Source organism: Novosphingobium sp. TH158 (genome assembly GCF_002855555.1).
Lineage (GTDB): Bacteria > Pseudomonadota > Alphaproteobacteria > Sphingomonadales > Sphingomonadaceae > Novosphingobium.
This window is the reverse complement of sequence record NZ_PKRT01000001.1, coordinates 989,392-1,004,631: the sequence shown is the minus strand read 5'-3', so window position 1 is coordinate 1,004,631 and position 15,240 is coordinate 989,392. Positions and strand designations below refer to the sequence as shown.

At 64.9% G+C, this 15,240-nt stretch carries 15 protein-coding genes; 12 read left to right on the top strand and 3 right to left on the bottom strand.

The window, feature by feature from the left end:
* Positions 1-111: 111 nt before the first annotated feature.
* From C0V78_RS04930 to C0V78_RS04895, 8 genes are all read left to right on the top strand, one after another.
* Positions 112-1,653, top strand: a complete 1,542-nt coding sequence (locus C0V78_RS04930; RefSeq protein WP_101796701.1) for an acetolactate synthase large subunit — start codon at positions 112-114, stop codon at positions 1,651-1,653.
* Positions 1,654-1,801: 148 nt separating this feature from the next.
* Positions 1,802-2,707 carry a sugar phosphate isomerase/epimerase gene (locus tag C0V78_RS04925; protein WP_101798205.1) on the top strand — a complete coding sequence of 302 codons (906 nt, stop codon included), beginning with the start codon at positions 1,802-1,804 and terminating at the stop codon, positions 2,705-2,707.
* 44 nt (positions 2,708-2,751) lie between these two features.
* A complete protein-coding gene (locus C0V78_RS04920) occupies positions 2,752-3,240 on the top strand; it encodes a MarR family winged helix-turn-helix transcriptional regulator (RefSeq protein WP_101796700.1) in 489 nt (162 codons plus the stop codon).
* 19 nt (positions 3,241-3,259) lie between these two features.
* Positions 3,260-4,321: an alpha/beta hydrolase fold domain-containing protein gene (locus tag C0V78_RS04915; RefSeq protein ID WP_101796699.1), complete on the top strand. Its 1,062-nt coding sequence runs from the start codon at positions 3,260-3,262 to the stop codon at positions 4,319-4,321.
* A 3-nt stretch (positions 4,322-4,324) separates the two neighbouring features.
* Positions 4,325-5,404: a phosphotransferase family protein gene (locus C0V78_RS04910; protein ID WP_254049823.1), complete on the top strand. Its 1,080-nt coding sequence runs from the start codon at positions 4,325-4,327 to the stop codon at positions 5,402-5,404.
* On the top strand, positions 5,401-6,711 hold the full coding sequence (locus C0V78_RS04905; RefSeq protein WP_101796698.1) for an acyl-CoA dehydrogenase family protein: 1,311 nt from the start codon (positions 5,401-5,403) through the stop codon (positions 6,709-6,711). Before C0V78_RS04910 ends, C0V78_RS04905 begins: the two co-directional genes overlap by 4 nt.
* Complete coding sequence (locus tag C0V78_RS04900; RefSeq protein ID WP_101796697.1) at positions 6,711-7,451, top strand: SDR family NAD(P)-dependent oxidoreductase; 741 nt, start codon at positions 6,711-6,713, stop codon at positions 7,449-7,451. The genes C0V78_RS04905 and C0V78_RS04900 overlap by 1 nt, the downstream gene beginning before the upstream one ends.
* Positions 7,451-8,428 carry an NADPH:quinone oxidoreductase family protein gene (locus C0V78_RS04895; protein WP_101796696.1) on the top strand — a complete coding sequence of 326 codons (978 nt, stop codon included), beginning with the start codon at positions 7,451-7,453 and terminating at the stop codon, positions 8,426-8,428. Before C0V78_RS04900 ends, C0V78_RS04895 begins: the two co-directional genes overlap by 1 nt.
* Here the strand turns inward: C0V78_RS04895 and C0V78_RS04890 are convergent.
* Positions 8,425-9,474 carry an AraC family transcriptional regulator gene (locus C0V78_RS04890; RefSeq protein WP_101798203.1) on the bottom strand — a complete coding sequence of 350 codons (1,050 nt, stop codon included), beginning with the start codon at positions 9,472-9,474 and terminating at the stop codon, positions 8,425-8,427. The genes C0V78_RS04895 and C0V78_RS04890 overlap by 4 nt on opposite strands.
* Positions 9,475-9,631: 157 nt before the next feature.
* On the opposite strand from C0V78_RS04890, the gene C0V78_RS04885 reads away from it, so the two are divergent.
* From C0V78_RS04885 to C0V78_RS04875, 3 genes are all read left to right on the top strand, one after another.
* Complete coding sequence (locus tag C0V78_RS04885) at positions 9,632-10,612, top strand: enoyl-CoA hydratase/isomerase family protein (RefSeq protein ID WP_101796695.1); 981 nt, start codon at positions 9,632-9,634, stop codon at positions 10,610-10,612.
* Between the two features lie 28 nt (positions 10,613-10,640).
* Positions 10,641-11,645 (top strand): AraC family transcriptional regulator, encoded by a 1,005-nt coding sequence (locus tag C0V78_RS04880; RefSeq protein WP_101796694.1) that lies wholly within the window; start codon positions 10,641-10,643, stop codon positions 11,643-11,645.
* Positions 11,646-11,764: 119 nt separating this feature from the next.
* Complete coding sequence (locus tag C0V78_RS04875; RefSeq protein WP_101796693.1) at positions 11,765-12,091, top strand: DUF4286 family protein; 327 nt, start codon at positions 11,765-11,767, stop codon at positions 12,089-12,091.
* A 16-nt stretch (positions 12,092-12,107) separates the two neighbouring features.
* Here the strand turns inward: C0V78_RS04875 and C0V78_RS04870 are convergent, their stop codons facing one another.
* A complete protein-coding gene (locus C0V78_RS04870) occupies positions 12,108-12,902 on the bottom strand; it encodes an enoyl-CoA hydratase/isomerase family protein (RefSeq protein ID WP_101796692.1) in 795 nt (264 codons plus the stop codon).
* Between the two features lie 133 nt (positions 12,903-13,035).
* Here C0V78_RS04870 and C0V78_RS04865 point away from each other — a divergent pair, with 133 nt between their 5' ends.
* Positions 13,036-14,718: an FAD-dependent oxidoreductase gene (locus C0V78_RS04865; protein ID WP_101796691.1), complete on the top strand. Its 1,683-nt coding sequence runs from the start codon at positions 13,036-13,038 to the stop codon at positions 14,716-14,718.
* Here the strand turns inward: C0V78_RS04865 and C0V78_RS04860 are convergent, their stop codons facing one another.
* On the bottom strand, positions 14,719-15,240 hold the full coding sequence (locus C0V78_RS04860; protein WP_101796690.1) for a hypothetical protein: 522 nt from the start codon (positions 15,238-15,240) through the stop codon (positions 14,719-14,721).

Below are 15,240 nucleotides of genomic sequence, written 5' to 3'. Positions count from 1 at the left end.
ATTTTCTGCGTGAACGCTGCCTGATCGACGAACAGCGCCGCAGACCCGCTTGATGGAATGGGCGAACCCCCGCTAAGACCGGCAATGGTTCCAATTGAAACGGATTTTCCGATGAACGGCGCAGAAGCCCTTGTCTCCACGCTGCTTGGCCAGGGGGTCGATACCTGCTTCGCCAATCCGGGCACCTCGGAAATGCACTTCCTTTCGGCGCTCGACAATCCGGCGATGAAGAGCGTGCTGTGCCTGTTCGAAGGTGTCGCAACCGGGGCGGCGGACGGCTATTTCCGCATGAAGGAAAGCCCGGCGGCAACCTTGCTGCACCTTGGCCCGGGCCTCGCCAACGGCCTTGCCAATATCCACAACGCCCGCCGCGCCGGCTCGGGCATGGTCAACGTGATCGGCGATCACGTGACCTCCCACCTGAAATACGACGCGCCGCTCACCTCCGATCTGGAAGGGCTGGCGCGTCCGCTCAGCCACTGGTTGCGAACCACGGACGGTGCCCACACCCTGGCGCACGACGCGCTGCAGGCGATCGAGGCGGCGCGCGCGGGAGAGATCGCCACGCTGGTGCTGCCGGGCGATGCATCCTGGGGCGATGCCGGACAGGTGCCGCAGTTCCCGCGTCGCCAGCCGGAGCGCGCGGCACCGCCGGCAGAGCGGGTGGATCATGTCGCCCGGATGATCCGCAAGGCTGACGGTCCGGTCCTGCTGGTGCTTGCCGACAGGGCCTGCCGGGGTCGCGGACCCGAGCTGGCCGGCCGGATCGCCAGCGCCACCGGATGCCGCATCGCCACCCAGTTCTTCACCAACCGCATCGAACGCGGGGCGGGGCGGGTGACGCTTGAGCGTATTCCCTATTTCGTTGCCGCTGCGCTGGAATACCTCCAGCCGTTTCGCCACATCGTGACGGTGGAAACGGGCGAGCCGATTGCCTTCTTCGCCTATCCCGGCCTGCCAAGCCAGTTGAAGCACCCCGAGGCGCAGCTCCATTCGCTCGCGCTGCCGGGCGAGGACGGCACAATGGCGCTGGAAATGCTGGCCGATGCGCTGGGCGCGCGCCAGGCCGCGGTGCCCTGGCAGGAACGCATCGAGACCCCGGTGCCGCAGGGCGCGATAGACCCCACGTCCATTGCCCACGCCCTGGCAGCGGCAATGCCCGAGCACTGCATCCTGGTGGATGAATCGCTCACCAGCGGGCGCACCAGCATGGCGCTGACCTGTGGCGCCCTGCCGCACGATACCTTGCAGAACATGGGCGGCTCGATCGGCTTTGGTACCCCGGTTGCCACCGGCGCCGCCATGGCCTCCCCGGGGCGGCGGGTGTTCTGCCTCGAAGGCGATGGTTCGATGATGTACACGCTGCAATCGCTGTGGACCCATGCCCGCGAAGGGCTGGACGTAACGACGGTTGTCTTCGCCAATCGCAAGTACAAGATCCTCGAAGCGGAATATGCCAACATGGGTTTCGGCACGCCCGGTCCGCGCGCGGCCGAGATGATGGAGATCGACCGGCCGACGCTGGATTTCGTCTCGCTGGCGCGCGGTATGGGGGTGCCGGGCGTGAAAGTTGACACGGCAGAGGATTTCCACGCCGCCATGGTCCGGTCCTGCGCTGAAAGCGGCCCGGCGCTGATCGAAGTGGTGATGTAGCGAACTAGCGCTTGCGCTGGCCTCTGCTGTTCGGCAATTGTCCTGACCAATTACAGGTCGGGAGGGCAACGTGCAACTTGAAGGTCAGCCGAATGCAGTGGGCCGCCGCGCCCTTCTTGGTGGATTCGCGTCGGGTGCAGCAGCCCTGATGCTCGGCGGTAGTGCGCTCGCCGCAGGAAAGCGGAGCTTCTTCGATCGCATCGGCAAGCCGATCGGCCTGCAGATCTACACCCTGGGCGATGAGCCGGCGAAGGACCTTGATGGTGTGCTCGCCAAGCTGGCCTCCATCGGTTACCGCGATCTTGAACTGCCCAGCCTGCTTGGCAGGAAGCCCGCGGAACTCAAGGCCGCTGCAGACCGCGCCGGGCTCCGCTTCAGCGCGATTCACCTGCCTTTGCAGGGCATGCCCGGGGGCAGCGGTTTTTCCATGCTGAGCGAGCCGCAGCGCATTGCCGATGATCTCGGTGCGCTCGGCATTTTCCAGGGCGTGGCGCCGATTGCACCTTTCCCGCCCAATTTCCGCCCGCAGCAGGGTGAAACGATGCAGGCTGCCATCGGCCGGTCCTTCGCGGCGGCCGGCAAGGCGCACTGGCAAAAGGCGGCGGCAGTGCTCAACGAACGCGCGGCTGCGCTGCGGCCGTTCGGCATCCTTGTCGGCTATCACAACCACAACATCGAATTCGCCCCGGTTGAGGGCACGACCGGCTGGGACATCCTTGCCGCGGAAACCGACCCCGGGCTGGTCCACTTCGAAGTGGATGTTGGCTGGATCGTCGCTGCCGGACTCGATCCGGTGGCTTTCTTCCGCAAGCATGCGGGCCGCTGCCGCTGGATGCACGTCAAGGATGTGAAGGCCAGCACCAAGACCAACTTCCACCTGTCGATGGAACCCACCGAGGTCGGCTCGGGCAAGATGGACTGGGCACGCGTGCTACCCGCAGCCCGTGCTGCCGGGGTGGAGCACTTCTATGTGGAGCAGGAACCGCCCTTCGCGATCCCGCGCATGGAGGCAGCGGCCAAGGGCTTTGCCTTCCTGTCCAAGCTGAGGGCCTGACACCTCCATTTGACACGATCATGTCAAAATGACACGATCGTTACATGAATGACGGCAAATTCGATTCGCGGCCGGAGCTGATCGCGCTGGTGGACGAAGTCCATCGGCTCGCCGGCCGGCTGAAAAGCGTATTTGCCGAGGCGCGGCGAACCGTCGATCTGGGCGATTCCGAAATGCTCGCGCTCAACGCAGTGGTAGAGGCGGACCGACCGCCGACGGTTTCGCAGATCGGCCGGTCGCTGGGCGTGGCGCGGCAGATCGTGCAGCGCGCCGCCAATGCGCTCGTCGATGCCGGACTGATCGAGACGCGGCCCAACCCCGATCACAAGCGCGCGCCGCTGCTGGTGCCGACCGAGGCCGGCGTGGCCATGAAACGGCAGGCAGACAGAAGCGCCGATGCCATCGCTCAAGCGCTCTCGCAGGATATAGATCTTGCAGGCGCTTGCGAATTGACGCGCGGCTTGCGAGCCTTCCGTCGGCAGATCGAGGCGCAGTTGCGGCAAGGGGCCGTGACCGCCGGCGATAGCGACTGACCGACGAGAGGAACCGCCGATGAAACGCTCCATCCTGCGCAAGCCGATTTTTGCCGCCCTGGCCTTGGGCCTGGCCTCTGCCACCGCTGTGCCGGTGCTGGCCAAGCCCGCTGCCACGGCCAGCGCCTCGGCCCCCTATGTGCGCCCCGATGTGCAGGCCTATCTCGATACCATGGCCAAGAACCCGCGGCCACAGATGAACGATGCCTTCATCGCCCAGGTCCGCAAGATCCCGGCGCAGGTCATGGCCCAGATGATGGGCACGCTCGATGCGCCGATCGGCACGATTGCGGTTGATCGCATGCTGACCATGCAGGGACCGGCCGGTCCGATGAGCCTGCGCCTGTTCGATGCGCGCGCCGATCGCGGCCCGGGCCCCGTGCTGGTGTTCTACCACGGCGGCGGCTTCGTCGTCGGCAGCGTCGGTACCCATGCCGCGCTGGCTGCGGAAATGGCGCGCAAGCTGGATGTGCCTGTTGTCTCGGTGGAATATCGCCTTGCGCCCGAGCACAAGTGGCCTGCCGCTCCCGATGATGCAGAGGCTGCGGCGCGCTGGATCGCCGCCAATGGTGCGCAGCTGGGCCGGCAGGCGGACAGCCTGATCCTTTCCGGCGACAGCGCCGGCGGAACGCTTACCCTGCTCACCGCGATTGCCCTGCGCGACAAGCCGGCCGCCGTGCCGGTGCGCATGATGATCCCGCTTTACCCGATGACCGATGCATCGCGGCCCTATCCGTCGATGACGCAGTTCTCGACCGGCAATTACGGCCTGCCCAAGGCCGACATGGACTATTACGGCAAGGCCTATGGCGCCAAGCTCAAGAGCCCGCGCCATTCCGCCCTGTTGAATGACCTGCGCGGCCTGCCGCCCACCGTGCTGGCAACCGCTTCGCTCGATCCGCTGCGCGATGGCGGGCGTGCCTTTGCCGCCAAGCTTCTCCAGGCCGGGGTGCCGGTCAACTACTACGAGGCGCAAGGCGTCATCCACGGCTACGCGACGTTCCGCAGGGCCATTCCTTCGGCGCAGGGCGATCTCGATACGATCCTGGCCATGGCGAAATCAATGATGGAGGCGAAGTAACCCATGGCGGGCATCGAGCATAACCTGGACGAACTTGCGCCCATCGGTCCGCTGACCGAATGGCTCGATGCCCACGTGCCCGAACTGGGCAAGGGACCGCTGCAGACGAACATCCTGTCGGGTGGCACGTCCAACGTGGTCCTGACGCTTAACCGGGGCGAGCAGGACATGGTGATGCGGCGGCCGCCCGCCGTGCCGCCGCCGGGTTCTGAAAAGGGCGTGCTGCGCGAAGCACGCATCCTGACCGCGCTGAACCAGACCGACGTGCCGCACCCCCACTGCTACGGCGTTTGCGATGATCCCGACATTGTCGGCGGCCGCTTCTATGTGATGGAAAAGGTCAACGGCTGGGCGCCGAACCTGCGGAACGAGAAGATCCACAACGAGCCGCCGTTTGACCGGATGCCTTATATCTACGGCATTCCCTTCGCCATCGTCGACGGGCTGATCGCGCTGGCCAATGTCGATCACGAGGCGATCGGCCTTGGCGACTATGGCAAGCCGGGCAAGTTCCTCGAGCGGCAGGTCGATCGCTGGGTCGGCCAGCTCAAGAGCTATCCCGAGAAGTATGCCGGCTATGAAGCCCGGCATTTCGAAGGCTTTGCCGAGACCGAGGAATGGCTGCGCGCCAATGTTCCGGCGAAGGAATCCACCGGCATCATTCACGGCGATGTCGGCACGCCCAACATGATGTTCCGCCACGGCCCGCCGCCCAGGCTTGCCGCGATGATCGACTGGGAGCTTTCGACCATCGGCGACCCGATGATCGACATCGGCTGGTTCACCGGCGGCATGCGCGACGAGGACGATCCGGGCAAGGAGTTCCCCACCGCCTTGCAGGACCCGAACCTGTTCCCGACCAAGCAGGAGCTTGCGCGCTATTACTGCGCCGGCACGGGCCGCGATTACAGCGATTTCGAGTACATCTCGGTGCTCGCCAAGTTCAAGTCGGGCTGCCTGCTCGAATACAAGGTCGCCGCCGCCGAGGCCGGTCACCTGCCCAAGGACGTTGGCCGCTTTTTCGCCCGCATTTCCGAAAACTGCTTCCGTGAGACGGCGGCCCAGATCCGGAGGATCAAATGATCGACTTTTCCGTAGAACCCGAATTCCAGGCCAAGCTCGACTGGATGCGCAAGTTCGTCGAGGACGAATGCCAGACCATGGACCTGCTGTGGCCGGGGCCGACCTTTACCTACGACACCACGCACAAGCCTTCGCGCCGGCACCTGAAGCCGTTGCAGGATCAGGTCAAGGCGCAGGGCCTGTGGGCCTGCCACCTTGGGCCGAACCTTGGCGGGCCGGGCTATGGCCAGGTCAAGCTGGCGCTGATGAACGAGATCCTTGGCCGTTCGCAGTGGGCCCCGACGATCTTCGGCACCGCTGCGCCTGACACCGGCAATGCCGAAATCCTCGCCCTGTTCGGCACCGAGGAGCAGAAGCGCAAGTACCTCGATCCGCTGATGGCGGGCGAGATCGTCTCGTGCTTCTCGATGACCGAGCCGCAGGGCGGGGCGGACCCGGGCGAATTCACCTGCAAGGCGACGCGCGATGGCGACGAATGGGTGATCGAGGGCGAGAAGTGGTTCTCCTCCAACGCCCGCTACGCCAAGTTCTGCCTTGTCATCGCGGTCACCGATCCGGAAGCCAGGCTGACCGAGCGGATGAGCATGTTCATCGTGCCGACCGAGACCCCCGGCTTCGAAGTGATCCGCAATACCGGCATCGCCGGCACGGGCGAATCTATCGATGATGGCCAGTCCTGCTATGTCCGCTACGACCAGTGCCGCGTGCCGCTGGACTACATGCTCGGCAATCCGGGCGAGGGCTTCAAGGTGGCGCAGGCGCGGCTTGGCGGCGGGCGCATCCACCACGCCATGCGCACCGTCGGCATTTGCCAGCGGGCGATCGACATGATGCTCGAACGCGCCGTCTCGCGCCGCACCAAGGGCCGGATGCTGGGCGATCACCAGTTCGTTCAGGGCAAGATCGCCGATTCGATCATCCAGCTCGAACAGTTTCGCCTGATGGTGCTGAAAACCGCGTGGATCATCGACGAGATCGAGGCCGGGCGGATGCCGCACGGCGCGGCCCGCAATCATATCGGCATGTGCAAGGTGGCGATGGCGCAAGTCTATCACGACATTGTCGGCCGCGCGCTCGAGCTGCACGGATCGCTGGGCATCAGCCTCGAACTGCCGCTCTCCAGCTGGTACGCCGGGCACATGGCGCTGGCCTTTGCTGATGGCCCGACCGACGTGCATCGCAGCCAGATCGCTCGTTCGCACCTGAAGAAGGCGAAGCCTGCTGAAGGCCTGTTCCCCTCCGAACATATCCCCACCCGCAGAGCCGCGGCGATTGCCCGTTATCCCGATTATGAAAGCGCAGAATGATGGACCCGTTATTTGATTTCACCGGCAAGGTCGCGCTCGTCACCGGCGGTTCGCGCGGGCTGGGCTACCAGATGGTCAAGGCCTTCGCTGAGCGGGGTGCCGATGTCATCATCGCCAGCCGCAAGCTGGAAAACTGCGAAGCCGTGGCCGAAGAGTGCCGCGCGCTTGGCGTCAGGGCTCTCGCCATCTCGGCCCATGTCGGCAAGTGGCCCGAATGCGACCGGCTGATCGAGGAAGCCTATGCCGCTTTCGGGCGTGTGGATATCCTTGTGAATAACGCCGGCATGAGCCCGCGCTCGCCCAGCCACGAGGTGACCGAGGCGATGTTCGATTCGGTCGTGAACCTCAACTTCAAGGGGCCGTTCCGACTGGCGTCCCAGGTGGGCAAGCGCATGTATGACGCTGGCGGCGGCTGCATCATCAACGTCACATCCTCCGGTTCGCTGATGCCGCTGCCGCAGGTCGTGCCTTATGGCTCGTCGAAGGCGGCGCTGAACGCGATGTCGGTCAGCCTTGCGCACGAATATGCCCCGCACGTTCGGGTGAACACGCTCTCGCCCGGCGCGTTCAAGACCGATATCGTCCAGGCCTGGCCCGACAAGGGCGAGGGGCCGATCCCGACGCCGCGCGGCGTGGCGGCCGATCCTTCGGATATCATCACGGCCGCCCTGTTCCTTGCCAGCCCGTCCTCGGTCAATGTCACGGCGGCGCTGGTCCGCTGCGACGGGGGCCAGCACTGATGCCCCGCGCGGTCACCGCCGACCAGTTCGGGCCGCCCGAAAGCTATCGCCTTGCCGAACACGATCCCGGCGCGCCGGGCGAAGGACAGGTGCGGGTGGCAATCAAGGCGGCGGGGGTCTCGTTTGTCGACGTGCTGACCGCGCGCGGGGAATACCAGTTCAAGCCGCCGCTGCCCTACGTTCCCGGCAGCGAATACGCAGGCGTGGTGGAGGCGGTGGGAGCGGGCGTCAGCGCCCTGGCCGTTGGTGACCGGGTCTTCGGATCGAGCCTTGGCAACACTTTTGCAGAGGCTGGCCTGTTCAATGCCGCCAATGTCAGCAAGGTGCCCGAAGGCATGGATTTTGCCGAAGCAGCCGTGTTCCCGGTGAATTACCAGACCGCGTGGCACGCGCTGGTTGACCGGGCGGCGGCCAGGCCGGGGGAGAGCCTGCTGGTGCTCGGCGCTGCCGGGGGAACCGGCTTTGCCGCCGTGGAAGTGGGCAAGTACCTTGGCCTGCACGTCATCGCCTCTGCATCCAGCCCGGAAAAGCAGGCGGCCGCGCGGGCGGGCGGCGCGGACGCCGTGGTGCAGACCGGTGCCGAGGATTGGCGCGAACAGGTAAAGGCGGCCAATGGCGGCAAGGACATCGACATCGTTTTCGACCCCGTTGGCGGCGATGCGACCGATCTTGCCTTCCGCACCCTCGGCTATGGTGGGCGGCACCTGGTTATTGGCTTCACGGGTGGCCTCACGGCGCTGAAGACGAACCTGCCGCTGCTCAAATGCGCCAGCCTGGTCGGCGTGCAAATGCGCGGCCATGCGCTGGCGCGGCCTGAAGAGGCTGCCGCCAACCGGGTGAAGGTGATGGAACTGGCAGGCGAGGGGCACTTCCACCCCGCCATTGCCGCGCGCTTCCCGCTGGAGGACTATGTCGCGGCGATGGAACTGGCCTTTTCGGGCAAGGCAGCAGGGCGCGTCGTGCTGGAAATGGCCTAGGCGGCCTGCCTGAAGGCCTGCGGCGTCATCCCGGTCCACCGCTTGAAAGCCCGGCCGAAGCTGGTCTGTTCGCCATAGCCGAGCCGCTCGGCGATTTCGTCGAGCGAAAGGTTGCTGGCCTTCAGCAGGTCGCGCGCCATGGCCTCACGCTGGTGCTCGACCATTTCGGAGAACCGCAGGCCCTGTTCGGCCAGCCTGCCTTGCAGGGTCCGCACCGAAAGGCCCAGCTTGGCGGCGCAGCGCTCGATCGAGCAATTGCCCATCGGCAGGGCTCCGCGAATGTAGCTTGCGGCCTTTTCCGCCAGACCCACCTTCTGCGTATCGCGCACCCGCTCAAGGTATCCGCCGAGCAGGCGATATAGCAGGCGGTTCGCGGTGGGCACGGGCTGGTCGAGCGTATGGATCGGGAAGGCCACCGAATTGCGGCGACTGCGCGGGTGGACGCGGCAGCCCAGCAGGCGCTCCATCTCGGGAATGTCGGCGGCGCGCGGCTCTGCCGAAAGGCTGATCCATGTCGGGCGGAACTGCGGCCCGCCCAGCATTTGCAGCAGCTTCACGTTGAGCATCGCCGCCTGGTAATGCGCCTGGTCATTGACGCCGAGATCGGTGTTGACCTGCCAGCAGAACTCCGCGGTTTCCGCCCCTTCGATCAGCAGCACCTCGCTGTCGGGCGAATGGACCACCGGCATGTACTCGACAAATGCGCCCAGCGCGGTGCGAACGTCGGGCGCGGCGCGGGCAAGGGCGGTGATGCAGCCGAAGACGTCCGGATCCTGGTTCTGCGCAAAGTGCAGGCCGAACAGGCTGTCGTCGAAGGCGGCGCTGCAATATTCGAACACGTCGGCCAGCTGCTGGGCTGCGATGTGGCTTTCCGGATCGGAAAGCACGCGCGCCTCCATCCCGTGCCGCTCCACGATCCCGCGCGCATCGCGGCCCATGGTGCGCGCAAGCTGCGCGAAGCCGGCGAAGTTCGCCGCGCGCACCTGGCCGCTGGCGGGGGACACGTCGAGCGGTCCGTCAAGGCTGAAGAAGGGTTCGCTTGCCATGGTTGCGGGGCCTATCTCCCGAAGCGGGCAGGCTATCAGGTTGCGGACCGATTCCAACCACTATCGCGCCTGCTATCGACCAGCTTGCGCGCATTGCAGGTGGATCGACCCGCCGCTGTGGCACACCTTCGCGTCAGAGAGAGGGAGCCTGCCGCAGATGTACGAGCTCAAGACCATCGCCGCGCACAAGGCCGCTGCCGAACAGCACGTCCGCTACGAAAAGGACAAGGCGACGAAGATCGCCACGATCACGCTGGACCGGGTAGACAAGCACAACACCGCCACCATCGGCATGCGCGCCCGCTTTGGCGAGCTGGTGCACAAGGCCAATATCGACGATGACGTGAAGGTGCTGGTGATCCGCGGCATGGGCGATCACTTCGGTTCCGGCGGCGACCTTGACGAGCATGGCGACCTTTACCTCAATCCGCAGCCCGGCGACGGCTTCCTGGTAGACCTTGAGATCGACGATCCGGAAGTGAAGTATCCCCCGGCAGGTTCGTTCCGCTACCTGCACGGCCTGACGGACTATTATGCCAAGGCGCGCTCGGGCAACCGGCCCTTGCAGGAGTTCAAGAAGATCTCGATCATCGAGGCCAAGGGCTATTGCTATGGCTGGCACTTCTACCAGTGCGCCGATTGCGACCTGATCGTTTCTGCCGACGATGCCCTGTTCGGCCATCCATCGTTCCGCTACGCCGGTTGGGGCCCGCGCATGTGGCAATGGCTGGAAACGGTGGGCCTGCGCCGCTTTTCCGAGATGCTGTTCACCGGGCGTCCGTTCACCGCAGACGAGATGCTGCGCGGCGGCTTCGTCAACTCGGTCGTTCCGCGTGACCGGCTTGAGGCAGAGACGGCGAAATACGCCCATGCCTGCTCGATCACCCGGCCGACAGACGTGGTGGTGGCGCAGAAGACCTTCATCGAGGCCTACAAGCAGTATCGCGGCGAATATTTCGGCAGCCTGCTTACCGGCTGGCTCGAAGCCATGTTGCCGCTGATGAAGGACGATGGCGGCGATGACGTGAACCTGGGCAAGGATTCCACCTTCCAGGAGGGCATCGGCAAGGTCGTGAAGAATCACGATCTCAATTACCCGCCCGAATGGCGCCTCTCGATGAAGGGCCGCAAGGGCTAGGACGCAGCAAGCCTTTGGGAGAGGACGCGTGGCAGAAACCCTGTTTTCGATAGACCGGCGCAACGTCAGCGATTGCCAGAAGCTGTTTCGCGGCGAACGGTCGCAGGAATACTATCTGGGCGATTACTGGCTGGACGAAGGCCCATCGGTCGAGGTCAAGGCGGAGCGCAAGTCGGTCGGGCCTATTTCCATCATCCGCCTTAGCTCCAGCCCGAAGAGCTATTTCCGCCGCACCCGACAGCACATCCGCGAGGACGCAACCGATCTTTCGGTGCTGTGGTTCGTCAAGCGGGGCAGCCTGGGCCTGTCCAACCAGTGCGGCAACAAGGTGGCCCATCCCGGCGATTTTGCCATCACCCGTTCGATGTCGCCCTTCCTGATCGAGTGCAACACCGACGAGGAAGGCGTCAACGAGACGCTGCACGTTACCGTCCCCACGCACATCCTGCGCGCCCACATCGCCCGCGACTTCGATACCGGACTGTTCATGCACGTGGAGCGGCCGGAACTGGCCATTGCCGAAAACCTGTTCACCGACGTGTTCGACGATGACGGCAATCTCGCCGCCGAAAGCGCCCGCGCGCTGGTCGATTGCGCGCTGCACATCATCGGCAATGCGGTGAAGGCGGACAGCGAAGGGCTTGCCACGCGCCAGACCATCGCCGACCGGCGGCTGGACGAGGTCCTGCGCTTTATCGAGGTGCACCTGTCGGACCCCCAGCTTTCCACCGCGATGGTGGCGCGCGGTTGCGGCATTTCGCCGCGCTATCTTTCGTTCCTGCTGCGGTTGAAGGGCACGAGCTTTTCCGAGCTGGTGTGGGAGCAGCGGCTGGAGAAGGCGAAGTCGTGGCTGTCATCCACCGACCCGCGCGACATTTCGATCAGCGAGATCGCCTATGGCGTCGGCTTCAAGAGCCCGGCGCATTTCAGCCGCATGTTCAAGCGGGTTTTCAACATGAACCCGCGCGAGTTTCGCGGCCATGCCGATAACGATCCGGGGCAGGGACAGGCTGAAGGCTTCCCCGCAGACTGACCGGACACCGCCGGAGCAAGCATCGCGTCGGCGGGAACAAGCCTGGGCCTTGCCGCGCCGCCTTGCCGATCGGGGGATGCCGGTTAATCTCGCCGGCAAACCCGGAGAGAGGACCAACCATGCCCCGCTACAAGATGATCGCCCTGACCAACCCCGTCGAAGGGCGCGAAGACGAATTCAACGAGTGGTACCAGAACGTCCACTTGCCCGAGGTCTGCGCCACACCGGGCGTTGTCGGCGCGCAGCGTTATCGCATGGCCGTGCCGCTGCAGGATCCCTCGGGCCTCGGCAAGAAGTACCTGGCCGTCTACGATATCGAAACCGATGACCTGCGCGCCACGCTGGGTGCCTTCGCTGCCAGCCCCCGCACGCCCAGCGACGCGGCGGACAATCCCAGTTCCTACACCGTGATTTTCGAGGAATTCGGCGAACGCGTCGAAGGCTGAAGAGGGGCGGGGGCGATCAGCCCCCGAACTTCGGAGCCCGCTTTTCGCGCAGGGCCATCACCCCTTCCAGGTGATCGGCGCTGCGCACGCTGACCGATTCCATGGCAATGCCTGCTTCCATAACGGAATGGGCGACGCGCTTCAGTTCCATGTTGGTCAGCACCTTGGTGGCGCGGATGGCATATTGCGCACCGGCAAGCAGCTTGTCGCAGAACGCATCGACCGCACCGTCCAGCTCTTCGGCCGGCAGGCAATGGTTGACCAGGCCGATCTCTGCCGCCTTCTGCGCCGTGAGCAGATCGCCCGACAGCAGGTATTCCTTGGCCCGGCCAAGCCCGATCCGCGCTGCCCAGATCACCGCGCCGCCATCACCCGCCACCAGGCCGAGGTGGACGTGCGGATCGCCGATCTTGGCCTTTTCCGAGGCGAAGATGACGTCGGCAAACAGCGCCAGCGTCGCGCCCAGGCCCACGGCGTGGCCATTGAGGCGGCAGATCACCGGCTTTTCGATGTCGAGCAGGGTATAGACGATGCGCTTGGCAACTTCCGCCTCGTGATCAAACAGGCTGGGCGTCTGGGCGTTGCGCAGGATGTGGTCGAGATCGCCGCCGGCGGAAAAGGCGCGGCCTGCGCCCGTCAGCACGACAAGGTCCGAACCCTTGTCAACGCGGGCGAACTGCAGTGCCTCTGCCAGTTCGTCATGCAGCTCGAGATTGACCGCGTTCATCGCGTCGGGGCGGTTGAGCGCCACGTCGAGGCGGCGCCCCTTGCGGACGAGTTGGACGGTGCTGAAAGTGGGAAGGTTGCTCATGCCGCTTGTCTAGCAGCCGATACGGTGGTCGCAATCCGCCTCGGTGCGCGCCCCTGCGATATGGTGGCGATCCACCCTTGATCGCGGCTGGCTTCCGGGCTCAATTGCGCGCCATTCAAGGAGAGGAATTGCAATGTCCGGTTTCGACGAAACTTTCGACTGGGTGGTTGTCGGCAGCGGTGCCGGTTCGATGAGTTCGGCCATGGTCATGCGCAAGGCAGGCAAGACCGCCGTGATCCTTGAAAAGATGCCGGTTGTCGGCGGCACCACGGCCAAGTCGGGTGGCGTCATGTGGATTCCCAACAACCGCTTCATGACCGATGCGGACGAAAGCCCGCAGAAGGCGATCACCTATCTCGATGCAGTCACCAACGAAGGTACTGATGCGCCCGGCACCAGCCACGAAAAGCGCGTGGCCTATGTCAACGAATCTCCCAAGATGCTGGATTTCATCGTCGGCCAGGGCGTGACGATGGAACGGGCGACCGATTTCTGGCCGGATTACTATGACGACCTGCCGGGCGGCTGCAAGACCACCCGCTGCGTCACCGCCAAGTACTTCAACACCAACGAGCTGGGCGAATGGAAGGACAAGCTCGCCCCCGGCTGCGCGCCTTTCCCGGCGAAGCTGGAGGACGGCATGAAGGTGCTGAACTACGCGCACAAGAGCTGGGCCTACAAGTGGCTGTTCGCCAAGATTGCGGTGCGCGTGGTCATGGCCAAGATCACGGGCCGGAACTACACCAGCTCCGGCGCGGCCCTGCAGGGGCGGATGCTCAAGGCAGCCCTTGCCACCGGCGTGGACATCCGGGTTAACTCTCCGGTGAAGGACTTCATCGTCGAGGGCGGCAAGGTTGTCGGCGTCGTTGCCGAGATCGATGGCAAGACGCGCCGCATCGGCGCCAACCTCGGCGTGCTGGTGAACGCGGGCGGCTTTGCCCAGAACCAGGCGATGCGCGACAAGTACATGCCCGGCACCAAGGCCGAATGGTCGAACGTGCCGATGGGCGATACCGGCGACCTGTTCGGCAAGATCGAGGAACTTGGCGGCGTCATGGCGCAGATGGACCAGATGGTCGGCTACCAGTCGTCGCTGACGCCGGGCTTCGAGAAGGACTTCGTCAAGCCCGGCGGGCAGGGCATCACCGGCAAGCCGGGCGCGATCCTGGTTGACCACAGCGGCGTGCGCTACCTGAACGAAGGCGGCTCCTACGAACTGTATTGCCAGCGCATGATCGAACGCAACCGCACCGTTCCCGCCGTGCCCAGCTGGGCGGTGTTCGACCAGAATTACCTTGAGAACTACAAGCTGCACGGCAAGTGGCAGAAGACCGCGGAGCAGCGCAAGGCGCTGGTCGATGCCGGCTACCTCAAGGTGGGCAACACGATCGAGGAACTGGCAGCGCAGATCTCGGTCGACCCGGCGGTGCTGAAGGCCACGATCGAGCGCTGGAACGGCTTTGTCGACAAGGGCGTGGACGAGGATTTCGGCCGCGGCGGGCGCGAATACGACAAGTGGCTGGGCGATCCGTTCAACCAGCCCAACCCGTCGCTGGGCCGCATCGACAAGGGACCGTTCTTCGCCATCAACATCATCCCGAGCGATGTTTCGACCTATGGCGGTGCCATCATCGATGCCAAGGCGCGTGTGCTGAAGGCCGATGGCGAGCCGATCCCCGGCCTCTATGCCTGCGGCGTTTCCACGGCATCGATCATGGGCGGCGTCTATCCGGGTGCCGGGGCGAGCGTCGGCCCGTCGATGACCTTCGGCTACATTGCCGCCAAGCACGCGGCGGGCGTCGACAACTCGCTGTGATCAGTTGAGCGCGCCGCGCTGCACCGGCTGGGCCTCTCCGCGCGAGCGGACCCAGTCGGGGAAGGCGTCTTCGCTCCAGCCCAGGTTGCGGTAAGTAATCAGGAACACGTCGAGCATGGCGCGCAGCGATTGCTCGTCAAGGCCGAGATAGGCGTCGATTGATCGCTCGTCGGTGAAATCGATCTGCACGCCGCCTTGCGGATTGTCGCTCATGTGGATGGTCGTGCACAGCCAGGGCAGGGCATCGGGCACGGCTTCCACAGGCGGTTGCGGGTTGCTGTCACGCTCCATGCGCAGCCGCTCCTGCTCGATGGACAGGACCAGGTCGCCAGGGATCGGCCCCGACACCGCCTTTTCCGCGCGCTCCGCCAGAACCGGAACGAAGCGATCCGCCAGGCGGCGCGTCAGGAAAATTGCCTGGAACTGGCCAGCCGGATCAACTGCGTGCAGCCGGATCCGGTCCTCGTTGAGGTCCGATGCCATGGTGAAGGTATGGATGATAAAGGTCTGCCGCTCCGCCAT

Coding starts and splice junctions, on each gene's coding strand:
- C0V78_RS04930 (WP_101796701.1), top strand. CDS start 112: ATGAACGGCGCAGAAGCCCTTGTCTCCACGCTGCTTGGCCAGGGGGTC.
- C0V78_RS04900 (WP_101796697.1), top strand. CDS start 6,711: ATGGACCCGTTATTTGATTTCACCGGCAAGGTCGCGCTCGTCACCGGC.
- C0V78_RS04870 (WP_101796692.1), bottom strand. CDS start 12,902: ATGAGCAACCTTCCCACTTTCAGCACCGTCCAACTCGTCCGCAAGGGG.
- C0V78_RS04915 (WP_101796699.1), top strand. CDS start 3,260: ATGAAACGCTCCATCCTGCGCAAGCCGATTTTTGCCGCCCTGGCCTTG.
- C0V78_RS04885 (WP_101796695.1), top strand. CDS start 9,632: ATGTACGAGCTCAAGACCATCGCCGCGCACAAGGCCGCTGCCGAACAG.
- C0V78_RS04920 (WP_101796700.1), top strand. CDS start 2,752: ATGAATGACGGCAAATTCGATTCGCGGCCGGAGCTGATCGCGCTGGTG.
- C0V78_RS04895 (WP_101796696.1), top strand. CDS start 7,451: ATGCCCCGCGCGGTCACCGCCGACCAGTTCGGGCCGCCCGAAAGCTAT.
- C0V78_RS04865 (WP_101796691.1), top strand. CDS start 13,036: ATGTCCGGTTTCGACGAAACTTTCGACTGGGTGGTTGTCGGCAGCGGT.
- C0V78_RS04875 (WP_101796693.1), top strand. CDS start 11,765: ATGCCCCGCTACAAGATGATCGCCCTGACCAACCCCGTCGAAGGGCGC.
- C0V78_RS04925 (WP_101798205.1), top strand. CDS start 1,802: ATGCTCGGCGGTAGTGCGCTCGCCGCAGGAAAGCGGAGCTTCTTCGAT.
- C0V78_RS04860 (WP_101796690.1), bottom strand. CDS start 15,240: ATGGCGGAGCGGCAGACCTTTATCATCCATACCTTCACCATGGCATCG.
- C0V78_RS04890 (WP_101798203.1), bottom strand. CDS start 9,474: ATGGCAAGCGAACCCTTCTTCAGCCTTGACGGACCGCTCGACGTGTCC.
- C0V78_RS04905 (WP_101796698.1), top strand. CDS start 5,401: ATGATCGACTTTTCCGTAGAACCCGAATTCCAGGCCAAGCTCGACTGG.
- C0V78_RS04910 (WP_254049823.1), top strand. CDS start 4,325: ATGGCGGGCATCGAGCATAACCTGGACGAACTTGCGCCCATCGGTCCG.